The organism is Nocardiopsis aegyptia (genome assembly GCF_013410755.1).
Lineage (GTDB): Bacteria > Actinomycetota > Actinomycetes > Streptosporangiales > Streptosporangiaceae > Nocardiopsis > Nocardiopsis aegyptia.
Genome location: NZ_JACCFS010000001.1, coordinates 367525 through 382339, shown reverse-complemented (window position 1 = coordinate 382339; position 14815 = coordinate 367525). Strand labels below are relative to the sequence as shown.

Sequence of the window (14815 nt, the reverse complement as noted above, 5' to 3'; positions counted from 1 at the left end):
TTCGCCCTGGCGGGTGCCTTCAGCCCTGGTCGGACAGGCGGGCCACCAGGGCGTCTATCACCGTCTCGGTCACCGCGGCCATGTCCACGGCCTCCGGGTCCAGCAGCCACTGGACCTGCAGGCCGTCCATCACTGCGATGATCGCCGCGGCCGCCTCCCCGGCCGGGGTGCGCCCGTCCGGGCCGGGCGTGGCCGCCGCCGCGCGGTCCCGGGGGTCGAGGCGGTCCAGCACGGCGTCCCCGATCTCCTGGCGCAGCACCGTGAAGCGGTCCCGGAACCACTCCTGGGCGGGATGGCGGTCGGTGGCGCTCTCCGCCGACAGCACCGCGTAGAGCTGCGTGGTGCCCGGGCGCTCGGCGTTGCGCTCGGCCGTGGCCACCAGGTGGTCGAGCATCCGGCTGCCCTCGGGCGCCGGGTCGGTGTCGTCGCGCAGCTCCAGGACGGCGGTGAGCAACGCGGTCTTGGACCCGAAGTGGTGCAGGACCCCGGCCGGGGTGATGTCGAGCATCGCGGCGATGTCGGCGAGCGAGGTGTTGTTGAAGCCCTGGGTGGCGAAGGCGTCGGCGGCGGTGCGCAGGATCTGCTCGCGCCGGTTCACCCGCCTGCGCGGCGCCGGGGCCCCACCGTCCTCGGCGGGGCGGGTGTCCGCTGTGGGGGTCGTCTCGCTCATGCCAGCTGTACTCCAGTTCGTCGCACCCGGGGGTACTGGGGGCGTCGGTGCCCGCGTTCCCCACGGTATCGAGACTCCCACACGAACCCTTGCTTAATGAACATTCACTAAGTATGGTTCCGGTCCAATAGACCTACATCACACGGCATGGGGCCATGACTTCCGAACTGCGCGATCGCGTCGCCCGCCTCTCCCTGGAGAGCAAGGTGCGACTGCTCACCGGCCGGACCGGATGGACGCTGCACGCGGCGCCCGGGGCCGGACTGCTCCCGATCACCGTCTCCGACGGCCCGGCCGGGGTGCGCGGCACCGAGGCCACCCAGGACGAGCACTCCGCGAGCCTGCCCAGCCCCACCGCGGTCGCCGCCGCCTGGGACACCGCCCTCATGGAGCGCGCCGGCCGCTTCTTCGCCGCCGAGGCCCGCCGCAAGGACGTCGACGTCGTCCTCGCCCCGGTCCTCAACCTCCACCGCTCACCCGTGGGCGGGCGCCACTTCGAGTGCCTGTCCGAGGACCCGCACCTGACCGCCGAACTCGGCGCCGCCTTCGTCCGCGCCCTCCAGGGCGAGGGCGTGGGCGCCTGCCCCAAGCACTTCATCGGTAACGAGACCGAGTGCGAGCGCACCAGCTACCGCGCCCGGATCGACGAGCGCACCCTGCGCGAGGTCTACCTCCCGCCCTTCGAGGCCGCCCTCGACGCCGGGGCCTGGACGGTCATGGCCGCCTACAACGGGGTGGACGACGGGGTGGAATCGCACAGCATGACCGACCACCACCGCCTGCTCACCGGCCTGCTCAAGGATGAACTCGGGTTCGACGGCGTCGTCGTCAGCGACTGGGCCGCCGCCCGCAGCACCGCGCCCTCCGCCAACGCCGGGCTCGACCTGGTCATGCCCGGGCCCCGCGGCCCCTGGTCCGACGGCGACGCCCTCCTGGCCGCGGTCCGCGCCGGCGAGGTCGCCGAGGAGGTCGTCGACGACAAGGTCGAGCGCCTGCTGCGCCTGGCCGGACGCGTGGGCAAGCTCGACCGCGACACCTCCCGTCCCGTCGAGGGCGAAGACGAGCGCGCCGCCCTGCGCGAGATCGGCGCGCGCGGCCACGTCCTGCTCCGCAACGAGGGCGGCCTGCTCCCGCTCGCACCCGCCGCCCCGCGCCGGGTCGCGCTCATCGGCCCCAACGCCGTCGACCCCCACACCCAGGGCGGCGGCAGCGCCCACGTCACCTCCAAGTACCTGGTCGGTCCCGTCGAGGGACTGCGCGAGGCCCTGCCCGAGGACGTCGACCTCACCGTCGTGCGCGGCGGCGACCCCCGCCGCCACCTGCCCGTTCTGGCGCACGAGCGCCTCACCCGGCTCGACCTCACCCTCCACGACGCCGCCGGCCGCTCCCTGGGCGCCCGGCCGGTCGCCGAGCCCGCCTTCCACGTCGACGTCGCCGAACCGGACGCCGTGCGCGCCGCCGTCACCGCCGAGATCACCCTCACCGAACCCGGCACCCACCACGTCGAGGTCGGGGTCGTGGGCCGGCACACGGTCCGCGTCGACGGCCTCGTCCGCGCCGAGGGCGGGCGCACCGCCACCGAGGCCGAGATCCTGGAGTCCCGCCACAGCCACCCCGACGGCCCCCGCGTCGCCCTGGAGGTCACCACGGCCCCGCGCCGCGTGCGCGTGGAGATCGACACCGAGGTCGCCGACTTCGGCGGGTTCGGCCGCGGCGTCATCGCCCAGCTCCGGCACCGCCCGCCCGGACCCACCGCCGACGAGGAGATCGCCCGGGCGGTGGGGGCCGCCGCCGAGGCCGACGTCGCGATCGTGGTCGTCGGCACCAACGACGAGGTCGAGTCCGAGGGCTACGACCGGCCCGACCTGCACCTGCCCGGACACCAGGACGAACTCGTCCGCCGGGTCGCGGCCGCCAACCCCCGCACCGTCGTGGTGGTCAACGCCGGGGCCCCGGTCCTGCTGCCCTGGCTCGACGACGTCCCTGCGGTCCTGTGGTCCTGGTTCGGCGGCCAGGAGTACGGCCACGCCCTCGCCGACACCCTCACCGGCCGCGCCGAACCCACCGGCCGCCTGCCCTGGACCCTGCCGCGCGCGCACGCCGACGTCCCCTTCCTCGACACCCGCCCCACCGACGGCGTCCTGGCCTACGACGAAGGGGTGTTCGTCGGCCACCGCGCCTACGACCGCGACGGACGCGAGCCCCACCGCCCCTTCGGCTTCGGGCTCGGCTACACCCGCTGGGACCTCACCCGCGCCCGGCTGACCGGGCCCCCGCCCGCCCGCGGCGGTGACGGCCTGCTCACCGCCCCCGTGCGGGTCACCGCCACCGTGGCCAACACCGGAGCCCGGCCCGGCCGCCACGTCGTGCAGGTCTACGTCGAACCGCCCGCCGACGAGGCGGGCACCGCCCGCCCGCTCCGCTCCCTGGCCGCGTTCGCCTCCGTGCCCGCCGACCCCGGCGAGCACGCGACCGTCCACCTCGACCTCCCGCCGCGCGCCTTCGCGGTCTGGGACACCGATACCCGCTCGTGGCGCACCCCGGAGGGCACCTACCACCTCGCGGTGGGCTCCTCCAGCCGCGCCATCGCGCACCGCCTCCCGCTCCAGGTGCGCTGACCCCCACCCCCCGCAGCGATCCCCCGAGGACACACGATGAAAGTTCCCCTCTCCCGGCGCGGGCTCCTCCGCGCGGGACTGACGGCCTCCGCGGTCGGCTCCGTGGCGGCGCTCGGCGGCTGCGCCGCCACCGTCGGACCCGCCGAGACCCGGCCCGTCGTCCCCCCGAAGGACCCCGACGAACACATCACGCTCACCTACTGGAGCTGGTGGCCCGCCCTGCAGGCCGTCGCCGACCTGTGGAACGCCGACCACCCCGACATCCAGGTCCGGGCGGTCACCATCCCCGGCGGACTCGACGGCGGCTACGCCAAGATGTTCAACTCCCTGGTCGCGGGCAACCAGCCGGACCTGGCCCAGGTCGAGTTCTTCCAGATCCCCTCCTTCCTGCTGGAGAACGGCCTGGAGGACCTGAGCCGGTACGGGGCGCTGGAGCACGCCGACCGCTACGACGAGTGGCAGTGGCTCCAGGCCTCCTACATCGGCGGCCACTACGGCATCCCCGTGGACTCCGGCCCGATGATGTACTTCTACCGCGACGACAAGTACCGGGAGTGGGGCCTGGACGGGCCGCCCGCCACCTGGGACGAGTACGCCGAGGCCGCCCGACGGGTCGCGGCGGCCGAGGACGGCGCGGCCATCGAGACCTTCCCCGTCGGCGACGCCGACTGGCTCGCCGGCATGTGCATGCAGGCCGGCGCCCAGTGGTTCGGCACCGAGGACGGGCAGTGGAGCGTCAACTTCCTCGACGACGCCTCGGTGCGGGTCGCCGAGTTCTGGGAGGGGCTGGTCCACGAGGGCGTCCTCAACCTCACCCACCCCGTGTGGTCGACCGGCTGGTTCCAGGGCCTGCAACAGGGACGCATCGGCACCTGGACGGTCGGCAGCTGGGGTGATGCCATCATCCGCGGCAACGACCCCGACGAGCCCGGCCGGTGGAAGGTCGCCGGTCTGCCGCAGTGGGATCCCGGCACCAGGCGCGAGGGCACCTGGGGAGGATCGGCGTCGGTGGTGCTCACCGGCGCACCCCACCCGCACGAGGCCGTGCGGTTCGCGCACTGGCTCAGCACCGACCAGCGCGCGGTGGACGCCATGATCACCGAGTGCGGCATCGGCTGGGCGGCCTCCACCGAACTCAACGAGCGGTCGGTCCGCAACCAGGGTCCCGACCCCTACTTCTCCGACCAGAACTACACCGGCATCGTCGCCGAGGCTACCGAGTACATCTCCGGCGACTGGGTGTGGGGCCCGACCCTCAGCGCCACCAAGGACCACATCGGTGACGCCTTCGGTGCCGCCGTGGCCGACGGCACCTCGTTCGTGGACGCCCTGGCCACGGCGCAGGAGAACACCGTCCGCGACATCCGCGCCAAGGGCCTGTCCGTGAGGAGCGCGTCATGACCGCGGCCACGCGCGCCACCGCACAGGCCCCCGGGCCCCGCGGCACCGGCAGCGCCCCGGCGCCCCGCCCCGCCCCGCGCGGCACCCGGGCCAGGGCGGCGCTGGTCCCGTGGGGCTTCGTCGCCCCGTTCCTGGGCCTGTTCGTCCTGTGCTTCGTCCTGCCGGTGCTGTACGCGCTCTACCAGAGCTTCCTCCAGGTCAGGCGGCACGGCCTGTTCGGCGAGGAGGGCCGCGAGTCCGTCTTCGCGGGCCTGGGCAACTACGCGCGGGCGCTGGAGCAGGACGCCTTCGTGGAGTCCATCGGACGGGTGCTGCTCTTCGGTATCGTCCAGGTGCCGGTCATGATCGGGCTGGCACTGCTCCTGGCCCTGCTGCTGGAGTCGGCCTCCGCCCAGTGGCCCGGCCTGTTCCGCGCCACCTTCTTCATGCCCTACGGCGTCCCCGGCGTGGTGGCGTCCCTGCTGTGGGGCTTCCTGTACACCCCCGGACTGTCGCCGCTCATCGACGCGGCGGAGCTGGTGGGCCTGGAGCCGGACCTGCTCGGCCCCGACACCGTGCTGTGGTCGATCGCCAACATCATCACGTGGCTGTTCGTCGGCTACAACATGCTCATCCTCATCGCCCAGCTCAAGACGATCCCCGCCGAGCTCTACGAGGCGGCCCGCATCGACGGCGCCGGCCCGTGGCAGACCGCGTGGCGGGTCCAGATCCCGCTGATCCGGCCCGCGCTCGTGCTGACCACCATCTTCTCCATCATCGGCACCCTGCAGCTGTTCGCCGAACCCCAGATCGTCCGCGGGTTCACGGCCAACATCGACTCGTCGTACACGCCCAACATGGCGGCGTTCAAGTCCGCCTTCACCGACAACGACTACAACGTCGCGGCCGCGCAGTCGGTCATCGTGGCCCTGGCCGCGTTCGTGCTGTCGTTCGGCTTCCTCTGGCTGGTCAACAGAAAGGACCGGCAGCGATGACCCCCACCCGACGCCGCTCACGCATCCTGGTCACGGGAGTCCTGGCCCTGTTCGCGGCCTACTTCGTGGTCCCGGTGCTGTGGGTGTTCATCGCCGCCACCAAGACCACCTCGGACCTGTTCGACTCGTTCGGATTCGCCCTCGGCGGCGAGTTCGCGCTCGGCGCCAACGTCGCCGAGGTGTTCTCCGTCAACGGCGGCATCTTCTGGCGCTGGACCCTCAACAGCCTCCTGTACTCGGTGGGCGGCGCGCTGCTGGCGACCCTGCTGGCGGCCGCCGCGGGGTTCGCGCTGGCCAAGTACCGGTTCCGGGGCCGCGAACTCGTCTTCGGGCTCGTGCTCGGCGGCGTGCTGGTCCCGGCCGCCGCCACGGCGCTGCCCCTGTACCTGCTGTTCAGCCAGATCGGGCTCGCCAACACCTACTGGGCGGTCCTGCTGCCCAGCCTGATCTCGCCCTTCGGCCTGTACCTGTGCCGCATCTACGCGGACGCGTCAGTGCCCGACACGGTCATCGAGGCGGCCCGCCTGGAGGGCGCGGGGGAGGGGCGCATCTTCTTCTCCCTGGCCCTGCGCATGATGTCCCCGGCGCTGGTCACGGTGTTCCTGTTCCAGATGGTCGGCATCTGGAACAACTACTTCCTGCCCTTGGTGATGTTGGCCGACGAGGAGCTGTACCCGATCACCCTGGGCCTCGTGACCTGGCAGTCCTACCAGGGTCGCGACATCGGGATGTACACCAACGTCGTCACGGGATCCATGCTGTCGGTCATCCCGCTGATCCTCGCGATCGTCATCCTGCAGCGCTTCTGGCGCGGTGGACTGACGGCGGGCGCGGTCAAGGGCTGACCGCGGCCGATGATCTTCGCGCGCCGTGTCGGTCTGTACGCCGAACACCGACTCACGGAAGGCTGACGACATGCGGAAACTGACCTACGGCATGAACCTGAGCCTGGACGGCTACATCGCCGCGCCCGGCGGCGACCTCGGCTGGGGTGTACAGAGCGACGAGCTGTTCCAGTGGTGGTCCGACCGGGTGGACACGACCGGCCTGGCGTTGTACGGGCGCGGACTGTGGGAGGCGATGAGCTCCCACTGGCCGAGCGCCGACGAGCAGCCGGGCGCCACACCTGCGGCGATCGAGTTCGCCGGCCGCTGGCGGCACATGCCGAAGGTGGTGTTCTCCTCGACGATCGGCACGGTCGACTGGAACGCCCGTCTGGTCACCGGCGACGCGGTCACCGAGATCACCAGGCTCAAGGCCGACGACGGCGGACCCATGGACATCGGCGGAGCCACACTCGCCGCGGCGGCCATGCGGGCCGGGCTGGTCGACGAGTACGTGATCGTCACCCATCCGGTCCTGGTGGGTGGCGGCACGTGGTTCTATACGGCCCTGGACGACTGGGTGAACCTGAACCTGGTGGAGACCCGGACGTTTCCCGACGGCGTGGTGCTGACCAGGTACGAGACCAGGCGCTGAGTGCCGCACGCTTCGACACCACGGGTTCCCGGCGGGTGCCCGCTTCTACGCTCGGAAGAAGCGGGCGCCCCGCGGGCTCAGCAGCAGGCCGAACGTGGTCCAGCTCATCGCCGCCATCAGAAGGCAGACCGCTCCGCCGACGATGCCCACGGTGTGGTCCCCGGCGACGTTCGGCACCCCGGCGAGCACGCACGTCACACCGACGAGCCCTTCGAGGACCAGCGCCCCGATGCGGACGCCGTTGCGCCGCGAACCGAGTCGGGCCGCCAGGATGAAGGTCGGGACGGTCACCCCCAGAGCGACCGCTCCGAGGGCGAGGGCGCTCGCGGCCACCACGATGCTCAACGCCACCATGCCGACCCCGGCGATCACGCCGACCAGCCCCGAGGCCTCGCCGTCTCCCCCGATGACCGAAGCCCAGGCCGCGACCAGGACGACCAGTGTCGCGACGGCCAGGACGATCGTCAGCACGCCGAGTCCGCCCTGGATCCGCAGCAGTACGCGCGCGGCGAGGACCACGCCCGGCGTCCTGTCGTCCCCGGGCCCGGACGAACCGCCGACCGGCGGAGGGGCCTGTGGCGCGTAGCCGGACCGCTCCTGCCGTGGGGGATGTCCCATGTGCACCACCTCGACCGCGCCCGCGTAGTCGGGTCACCGTAGCAGGGCCGTCCCCGGGGCGGACCGCCCGGTTCAGGAGGCCGGCCGCAGGTCCCGCCGCATCAGGACGCGGGGATGGCCGGACAGCACCGAGGCCGTGTCGGCGGCGTGGGTGAACCCGGCGCGTTCGAAGTTCCTCCTGAGCCCGGGGTAGGCCATCGTCAGGTCGACCTTGGCGCCGCCGTTGTCCAGGGGGTAGGCCTCCACCGCGGGTGCGCCGTGGGAGCGGGCGAACTCGACGGCCCCGGCGATCAGGGAGTGCGAGATCCCCTGCTTGCGGTGCCCGGGGCGCACCCGGATGCACCAAAGGGACCAGACCGGCAGGTCGTCGACGTGCGGAATCTTCCGGTTCCGGGCGAAGGAGGTCATCGACCGCGGCGCCACGGCCGCCCAGCCCACCGGTTCGTCGCCGTCGTAGGCGAGCACCCCGGGCGGGGGATCCGCGCGGCACAGGTCCGCCACGTACTCACCGCGGGCGGGACCGCGGAGCTCGTGGTTGAGCTTGGACGGGATTCGGTGGCTCAGGCACCAGCAGACGTTGGCCCCGGGCGACTTGGGTCCCACCAGGGTTCGGACGTCCTCGAAGGCCGAGGCCGGGCGCACGTCGATGACCATGCTGCCAGGATGCCACGGCGCCGGGGGCCGGCTCGGTCAGTGGTGCCCGGGTTCGCGCAGCGGCCTGGGGAGCCGGAGTCCGTTGTCGGCCATGACGCCGCGCAGCCGGTCCGGGTAGTCGGTGATCAGCCCGTCGACACCGGCGTCGATCAGGGACTGCATGGTCGCGGGGTCGTTGACCGTCCACGGGATGACGTCGATCCCCAGCTCATGGGCCCGGTCCACCATGTCCGCGGTCACGTAGGCCTCGTAGCCGGGGTCGTCGACGGTCCCGTTCTGCGGGAAGCCGTGCACGGGCGAGAAGGCGTCGGCGCCGAACGACCGGACGGCGCGCAGGGGATCGTCGTCGAAGTCGTCGATGTCGAGGCCGCCCAGCCACGGCGAGGCCCCGGGCCGGTCCACCTGGAGGAAGTCGTGGTTGGTGAGGGCGACGACCGGCAGGAACGGTTCGCGTTCGCGCACCAGCATCAGCGCGCCCCAGTCGAAACTCTGGATGGTGACCTGGCGCAGCATGCGTGCGTCGCGGATCTCGCGGACGACCACGTCGACGAACTCCTCGCGCGGGGCGGTCTCCTCGGGTGCGCCCGCCTCGACCTTGGTCTCGATGTTGAGGCCGACGCCGTAGGCGCGGTACCGGTGGACGAGGTCGAACACCTCGCTGAGCAGGGCCATCCGCTCACCGGGCACGGTCCGCTGGTCCGGGTGGCCGGGGTGCTGCCGGGAGCCGCAGTCCAGTGTGCGCACCTGGTCCAGGGTCAGGTCCTTGATGTAGGAGCCCACGTACGGGTACTGCGGGTCGTCGGGGAAGGCGGGCTCGGTGTCCTGGCAGTTGTGGTCGCTGATCCGCCGGTCGTGTGTGACGACGGCCTCGCCGTCCCTGGTGATCTGGACGTCGAGTTCCAGGGTGCTGACGCCGAGCCGGAGCGCGTTCTCGAACGCCGGAACCGTGCTCTCGACGACGAGCCCCACACCTCCGCGGTGCGCCTGGAGGTCGAAGTCGTGGCGGGTCTGTGCGTGCGCGGGGGCGCTGAGTCCGGCGAGGGGGATGACGAGGGCCGCCGTGAGGGCGAGCATGGGCCTGAACATGCGCACCAGCGTGTGCGGTGTCCGTGTCCCGGCGGCGGGCGGCGGGTGTCGGGTTCCGGAAGAGGACCGTACAAGAGGGTTTCCGATCCCGTCGGCCGCCGGGGCCTCCGCCGGGCCGCGTGTGCGGCCCGGGACACAGAAAAGGAAGGGGGCCTTTGGGCGCTCCCTTCCACTCTCAACTTATAGCGCACCCCGGGGCTTGCGGCAAGACCCCCGTCATGCCGGACAATCATCGATCGTGAGCAGAACCGATGACGGGGGAAACCTAGTGAAAACGCAGGTCACCGCGGTGTTCGACCTCCCGGAGCACCTGGCTGCCAAGGCCGCCCCGGCGCTCGTCGCCGACGACGAACGGCACTTCGCGGCCATTCGGGAGAGCCTGGACCGCTCCGTCGCCGACCTGTCCGACCGCCTCGACACCCTGCGCCGCGCGCCCCGCGGCAACCACCGGGAGAACCTCGACCGCGACACCGAGATCCACCGCCTCTCCGCGCGCCTGCGCTCCCTGCGCCGCTTCGGCCTCGACCTGTGCCTCGGGCGCATCGTCGGCGCCGACGGCGCCGAACCCGTGTACATCGGCCGGCTCGGCCTGACCGACGACGAGGGCTGCCGCCTGCTGATCGACTGGCGCTCGCCCGCCGCCGAGCCGTTCTTCGCCGCGACCCACGCCGCGCCGATGGGGCTGGCGAGCCGCCGCAGGTACCGCTGGACCCGCGGTCGGATCAGCGACTACTGGGACGAGGTGTTCACCGACGACGGGTTCGAGGGGCACGCCGCGCTCGACGACCAGTCCGCCTTCATCGCCAGTCTGGGCGCCCACCGCTCGGACCGGATGCGCGACGTGCTCGGCACCATCCAGGCCGACCAGGACGCCATCATCCGCGCGGGCTCGGCCGGAGCCCTGGTCGTCGACGGCGGACCCGGCACCGGCAAGACCGTCGTCGCCCTGCACCGCACCGCCCACCTGCTCTACTCCGACCCGCGCCTGGGGCACCGGCGGGGCGGCGTGCTCTTCGTCGGCCCGCACCACCCCTACCTGGCCTACGTCGCCGATGTCCTGCCCAGCCTCGGTGAGGAGGGGGTGCAGACCTGCACGCCGCGCGACCTCGTCCCCGAGGGGGCGGAGGCGGGCGTGGAGCCCGATCCGGAGGCCGCCCGCCTGAAGTCGTCCGCGCGCCTGGTGGAGGCGATCGAACCGGCCGTCCGGTTCTACGAGCAGCCGCCCACTCGCGGGATGATCGTCTCGACGGACTGGGCCGACGTCCGCCTCACCGCCGCCGACTGGGCCGAGGCCTTCGCCTCGGTGGACCCGGTGACGCCGCACAACGAGGCGCGCGAGCCGATCCTGGCGGAACTGGCCGAGATCGTCACCGACAGGATCGACGACGAGGACGTCACACCCGACATGGTCCGCGCGGCGCTGTCGCGCGACGCCGAACTCGTCCGGGCGCTGCACCGCGCGTGGCCGCTGCTCGAACCGACCGACATCGTCGGCGACCTGTGGTCGGTGCCCGCCTACCTGCGCATGTGCGCTCCCTGGCTCGATGGCGAGGAGGTGCGCGCCCTGCGGCGCGCGCAGGAGCGGGCGCAGGTGTGGACGGTCTCGGACCTGCCCTTCCTGGACGCCGCGCGCCGGCGGCTCGGCGACCCGAGGGCGTCCGAGCGCAGGCGGCGGTACGAGGCCTCGGCCGCCGCCGAACGCGAGCGCATGGCCGGGGTCATCGACGACCTGCTCCAGGCCGACGACGACGGCGAGGGCGTGGTGACGATGCTGCACGGCCAGGACCTGCGGGACAGCCTGGTCGACGAGGCGGCGCTGCCCGGCACCGACCCGGACCTGCTCGCCGGGACCTTCGCGCACATCGTCGTGGACGAGGCCCAGGAGCTGACCGACGCGGAGTGGCGGATGCTGTTGCAGCGCTGCCCGTCCCGGAGCTTCACCATCGTCGGAGACCGCGCCCAGGCCCGGCACGGGTTCACCGAGTCGTGGCGGGAGCGGCTCGCACGGGTCGGCTTCGACCGGGTGGAGCAGACCTCCCTGAGCATCAACTACCGCACGCCGTCGGAGGTCATGGCCGAGGCCGAGCCGGCCATCCGGGCCGCGCTCCCGGACGCCAACGTGCCCACGTCGGTCCGCGGCAGCGGTGTCCCGGTCGTCCACGGGACCGCGGCGGACCGGGACACCGTCCTGGAGGCCTGGCTGGCCGGGAACGCGGAGGGGGTCGCCTGCGTCATCGGCGACCCGGACTTCCGGTCGACGCCGCGGGTGCGGTCGCTGACGCCGGAGCTGGCGAAGGGGCTGGAGTTCGACCTGGTCGTCCTGGTCGATCCGCAGGACTTCGGCGAGGGGATCGAGGGGGCGGTCGACCGCTACGTCGCGATGACCCGGGCCACGCGCGAGCTCGTGGTGCTCACGAGTTCCTGATCCGACCGGAAAGGGTTCGGCAAACCCTCCGACCTGCGCGGATCATAGTTCGTGCACCCGAATAGTCTCCTGGGGGTGCGTCACTTTCCCCTGGGTTCCCGCTGGTGACGCGGTGCTACGTTCATCGCGCCACGGCGGCGCGGGCCCACGTCCGCGCCGCCGCGGGAACCGTGCAGCGCAGTCCACACCCAGGGGGAACCGTTCATGATCGTGGTCACCGGAGCGACCGGAAACATCGGCCGCCACCTCGTCACGACGCTCGCCGACGCGGGCGAACAGGTCAGGGCGATCGCGCGCCGCCCACCGGACACCGGCGTCCCCGAGGGGGTGGAGTACCGGACGGCCGACCTGTCGCGACCCGCGGACCTGCCGTCCGCCGTCGAGGGCGCCGACGCGCTCTTCCTCCTCCTGGGGCCGGAGCTGTCGGCGAGCGGAGCGGCGGCGGCCTCCGTCACCGACCACGCGCGGGCGGCGGGGGTCGCAAGGATCGTCGCCGTCTCGTCCCTGGCGGCGGCGACCCGCCCCGACGCGCCCTCCCACGCCGGGATGCGCGCGCTGGAGGACGCGGTGCGCGGCTCGGGCCCGGGCTGGACGCTCCTGCGGCCGGGCGGATTCTTCAGCAACGCCTTCAGCTTCGCCGAGACCGTCCGCGAGCGGCGCACCGTCCTGGCGCCGTTCGGCGACGTCGCCCTCCCGGCCGTCGATCCCGCCGACATCGCCGGAGTCGCGGCGGCCGCCCTGCGCGACCCCCGCCACGAGGGCCGCACCTACGTGCTCACCGGCCCGGAGCCGGTCTCCCCGCGACAGCAGGCGGCGGCGATCGGCGCGGTGCTGGGCACGGGGATCGACTTCGTCGAACTGACCCGCGACCAGGCCAGGGAGCACCTGCTCGCCGCCATGCCCGCGTCCGTCGCCGACGGCACCCTCGACATCCTGGGCGCGCCCAGCGAGGAGGAGGTCCTGGTCAGCCCGGACGTCGACAAGGTCCTCGGGCGCGCTCCGCGCACCTTCGCCGACTGGGCCGCCCGCAACGCGGCGGCCTTCCGGTGACGGCCCCGGACGAGAGCGAGTCGACCATGACCGAGAACACCACCCACCGGGCGGCCGGCCCGGCACGCCCCGACCCGCGCGAGGCCCTGGCGGGCGCCGTCGCCCTGGCCGGGGAGGTCATCGCCCGGATCCGTCCCGAGCAGTACGGCCTCACCACGCCCTGTCCCGACTACGACGTCCGCGACCTGTGCCGCCACCTGGTGTCCGTGGGGCGCCGCGTGGCCGTGCTCGGCGGAGGGGGCGACTTCCACAGCGTCCCGCACTTCGCCGAGGACGTCGCCGACGGACGGTGGTCGGCCGCCTGGGAGGCCGCCGCGAAGGACATCGCGGCGGCCTGGTCGGACCCCGCGGTCCTGGACCGCGAGATCGCCCTGCCCTGGGGCGCCGTGCCGGGCGCGGTGGCGGCGGTGAACCACACCGCGGAGTTCGTCCTGCACACCTGGGACCTGGCCGTGGCGACCGGTCAGGAGCCCGAGTGGGACCCGGCCGTGCTCTCCGGGCCGCTGGCCGCCATGCACCGCGCGGTTCCGGCCGAGCCGCGGACGGCACCGGTGCCCTTCGGCCCGGTCGTGCCCGTTCCCGAGGACGCCTCCGCCATCGACCGGCTCGTGGCCTGGTACGGGCGCCGGCCACGCTGAGGTCCGCCCCCGGTCCCGGCGGGGTCAGGGCCGGGGGAGTGCGGCGCCGTCGCCGTCGTACTCCCGTCGGGCCCGCTCGACCTCGGGCAGGTGGTCGGCGCCCCAGTGGGACAGCGACGCGAAGAGCGGGGCGAGGCTGCGCCCGAGGTCGGTGATCTCGTACTCCACCCTCGGCGGGACCTCGGCGTGGTAGGTGCGGCGGACCAGTCCGTCGCGCTCCAACCGCCGCAGCCGCTGGGTGAGCACCTTGGGCGAGATGGTGCCGATCCTGCGCTGGAGCTCCACGAAGCGCAGCCGCCCGTACTCGTTGAGCGCCCACAGGGTCGGCGTGGTCCACCGGCTGAAGACGATGTCCACCACGGGGGCGATGGGACAGGCCTGGTCGGGGTCGACCGGGTCCGGGGTCCGCGGGGTCCGCGCCACGCTGCTACCTCCAGGGAAGTCGCTTTCCTTCGGGTAGCAGCGTAGCCGGTCCCGGCGGACCCCACGGTCTCGGCGGTCCCGTGTCGTCCCGGCCCTCGGTCAGGCGCGCAGGAGGAGGACGACGGCGGAGGTCCCGGCGCCCAGGACGACGGCGGCCAGGCCGTAGTACAGGTGGTGCCTGTTCAGCACGGGCAGGAGCCGGTCCACGGCGTAGCGCCCGGGCCCGGTCACGGCGATGGCGACGGCGGCGAGCGCGAGCACCAGCGGGTACTCCATCCCGCCGAAGAAGCCGTCGCCCCAGTGGAACGCGGCGGCGTTGACCATGACGCCGATGGCGGCGGCGCCGGCCAGCGGGGTGAGCAGTCCCAGGGCCAGGCCGAGGCCGCCCAGGAGTTCGCTGAGCCCGGCCACCACGGCCATGAGCTCTCCGGGCCGGTAGCCCGCGGCGGCGAAGAACTCGCCGGTGCCGCTGATGCCGTTGCCGCCGAACCAGCCGAACAGCTTCTGCGCGCCGTGGGCGGCCAGGACCAGGCCGCAGGTCGCGCGCAGGAGCAGCAGGCCGAGGTCGAAGGCGTGGTCCGTGGACGGGGGTGAGTGGGGTGGGGAAGACGTGGCGACGGAGGTCATGGGGGGTCCTCGTCTCGTAGCGGGGGGTGGGACGGGCCGCGGCACTGCGGCCCACGGCGGGCGACCGCGCCCGGAGGAGAGGGGGAGCGGCCGCCCTCGTGGAACAGCTCTGGGAGCGCTCCCAGAACTGGGGTGATTATCCGTGTCCCTGT

General features: G+C 73.1%; 14 protein-coding genes. 8 read left to right on the top strand and 6 right to left on the bottom strand.

All coding sequences use genetic code 11. The features are described 5' to 3' along the window. Positions 1-19: 19 nt before the first annotated feature. Positions 20-670, bottom strand: coding sequence for a TetR/AcrR family transcriptional regulator (locus HNR10_RS01740; RefSeq protein WP_179820311.1), 651 nt, complete (start codon positions 668-670; stop codon positions 20-22). A 155-nt stretch (positions 671-825) separates the two neighbouring features. On the opposite strand from HNR10_RS01740, the gene HNR10_RS01735 reads away from it, so the two are divergent. The 5 genes from HNR10_RS01735 to HNR10_RS01715 all read left to right on the top strand — a co-directional run bounded on the left by HNR10_RS01735 (position 826) and on the right by HNR10_RS01715 (position 7142). Next, complete coding sequence (locus HNR10_RS01735; RefSeq protein ID WP_179820310.1) at positions 826-3288, top strand: beta-glucosidase family protein; 2463 nt, start codon at positions 826-828, stop codon at positions 3286-3288. A gap of 36 nt (positions 3289-3324) precedes the next feature. Beyond that, the gene (locus HNR10_RS01730) at positions 3325-4689 is read left to right on the top strand and encodes an ABC transporter substrate-binding protein (RefSeq protein ID WP_179820308.1); all 1365 of its coding nucleotides are present in this window, start codon (positions 3325-3327) and stop codon (positions 4687-4689) included. Beyond that, on the top strand, positions 4686-5663 hold the full coding sequence (locus tag HNR10_RS01725; protein WP_179820301.1) for a carbohydrate ABC transporter permease: 978 nt from the start codon (positions 4686-4688) through the stop codon (positions 5661-5663). The genes HNR10_RS01730 and HNR10_RS01725 overlap by 4 nt, the downstream gene beginning before the upstream one ends. Then, positions 5660-6508: a carbohydrate ABC transporter permease gene (locus HNR10_RS01720; RefSeq protein WP_179820299.1), complete on the top strand. Its 849-nt coding sequence runs from the start codon at positions 5660-5662 to the stop codon at positions 6506-6508. The genes HNR10_RS01725 and HNR10_RS01720 overlap by 4 nt, the downstream gene beginning before the upstream one ends. A gap of 70 nt (positions 6509-6578) precedes the next feature. Then, the gene (locus tag HNR10_RS01715) at positions 6579-7142 is read left to right on the top strand and encodes a dihydrofolate reductase family protein (protein WP_179820298.1); all 564 of its coding nucleotides are present in this window, start codon (positions 6579-6581) and stop codon (positions 7140-7142) included. Between the two features lie 45 nt (positions 7143-7187). Here HNR10_RS01715 and HNR10_RS01710 read toward each other — a convergent pair whose 3' ends face one another. From HNR10_RS01710 to HNR10_RS01700, 3 genes are all read right to left on the bottom strand, one after another. Further along, positions 7188-7760 (bottom strand): hypothetical protein, encoded by a 573-nt coding sequence (locus tag HNR10_RS01710; protein WP_179820296.1) that lies wholly within the window; start codon positions 7758-7760, stop codon positions 7188-7190. Between the two features lie 72 nt (positions 7761-7832). Next, positions 7833-8414, bottom strand: coding sequence for a GNAT family N-acetyltransferase (locus HNR10_RS01705; protein ID WP_179820295.1), 582 nt, complete (start codon positions 8412-8414; stop codon positions 7833-7835). Between the two features lie 36 nt (positions 8415-8450). Beyond that, the gene (locus tag HNR10_RS01700) at positions 8451-9500 is read right to left on the bottom strand and encodes a glycerophosphodiester phosphodiesterase family protein (RefSeq protein WP_246406003.1); all 1050 of its coding nucleotides are present in this window, start codon (positions 9498-9500) and stop codon (positions 8451-8453) included. Positions 9501-9768: 268 nt separating this feature from the next. On the opposite strand from HNR10_RS01700, the gene helR reads away from it, so the two are divergent. From helR to HNR10_RS01685, 3 genes are all read left to right on the top strand, one after another. Continuing rightward, entirely contained in the window at positions 9769-11925 is a 2157-nt protein-coding gene (gene helR, locus HNR10_RS01695) for an RNA polymerase recycling motor ATPase HelR (protein ID WP_179820293.1), read from the top strand. 204 nt (positions 11926-12129) lie between these two features. Then, positions 12130-12975, top strand: coding sequence for an NAD(P)H-binding protein (locus HNR10_RS01690; RefSeq protein WP_179820291.1), 846 nt, complete (start codon positions 12130-12132; stop codon positions 12973-12975). Positions 12976-13001: 26 nt separating this feature from the next. Further along, positions 13002-13613 carry a TIGR03086 family metal-binding protein gene (locus HNR10_RS01685; protein ID WP_179820289.1) on the top strand — a complete coding sequence of 204 codons (612 nt, stop codon included), beginning with the start codon at positions 13002-13004 and terminating at the stop codon, positions 13611-13613. Between the two features lie 24 nt (positions 13614-13637). Here HNR10_RS01685 and HNR10_RS01680 read toward each other — a convergent pair whose 3' ends face one another. Together HNR10_RS01680 and HNR10_RS01675 are read right to left on the bottom strand one after the other, a co-directional pair. Continuing rightward, on the bottom strand, positions 13638-14036 hold the full coding sequence (locus HNR10_RS01680; protein WP_179820287.1) for a winged helix-turn-helix transcriptional regulator: 399 nt from the start codon (positions 14034-14036) through the stop codon (positions 13638-13640). A gap of 99 nt (positions 14037-14135) precedes the next feature. Further along, positions 14136-14663, bottom strand: coding sequence for a DoxX family protein (locus HNR10_RS01675; RefSeq protein WP_179820286.1), 528 nt, complete (start codon positions 14661-14663; stop codon positions 14136-14138). Positions 14664-14815 lie beyond the last annotated feature (152 nt).

What these genes read in the sequence shown, in the direction of transcription:
- HNR10_RS01740 (WP_179820311.1), bottom strand. Translation starts at nt 670, where the DNA reads ATGAGCGAGACGACCCCCACAGCGGACACCCGCCCCGCCGAGGACGGT.
- HNR10_RS01735 (WP_179820310.1), top strand. Translation starts at nt 826, where the DNA reads ATGACTTCCGAACTGCGCGATCGCGTCGCCCGCCTCTCCCTGGAGAGC.
- HNR10_RS01730 (WP_179820308.1), top strand. Translation starts at nt 3,325, where the DNA reads ATGAAAGTTCCCCTCTCCCGGCGCGGGCTCCTCCGCGCGGGACTGACG.
- HNR10_RS01725 (WP_179820301.1), top strand. Translation starts at nt 4,686, where the DNA reads ATGACCGCGGCCACGCGCGCCACCGCACAGGCCCCCGGGCCCCGCGGC.
- HNR10_RS01720 (WP_179820299.1), top strand. Translation starts at nt 5,660, where the DNA reads ATGACCCCCACCCGACGCCGCTCACGCATCCTGGTCACGGGAGTCCTG.
- HNR10_RS01715 (WP_179820298.1), top strand. Translation starts at nt 6,579, where the DNA reads ATGCGGAAACTGACCTACGGCATGAACCTGAGCCTGGACGGCTACATC.
- HNR10_RS01710 (WP_179820296.1), bottom strand. Translation starts at nt 7,760, where the DNA reads ATGGGACATCCCCCACGGCAGGAGCGGTCCGGCTACGCGCCACAGGCC.
- HNR10_RS01705 (WP_179820295.1), bottom strand. Translation starts at nt 8,414, where the DNA reads ATGGTCATCGACGTGCGCCCGGCCTCGGCCTTCGAGGACGTCCGAACC.
- HNR10_RS01700 (WP_246406003.1), bottom strand. Translation starts at nt 9,500, where the DNA reads ATGTTCAGGCCCATGCTCGCCCTCACGGCGGCCCTCGTCATCCCCCTC.
- HNR10_RS01690 (WP_179820291.1), top strand. Translation starts at nt 12,130, where the DNA reads ATGATCGTGGTCACCGGAGCGACCGGAAACATCGGCCGCCACCTCGTC.
- HNR10_RS01685 (WP_179820289.1), top strand. Translation starts at nt 13,002, where the DNA reads ATGACCGAGAACACCACCCACCGGGCGGCCGGCCCGGCACGCCCCGAC.
- HNR10_RS01675 (WP_179820286.1), bottom strand. Translation starts at nt 14,663, where the DNA reads ATGACCTCCGTCGCCACGTCTTCCCCACCCCACTCACCCCCGTCCACG.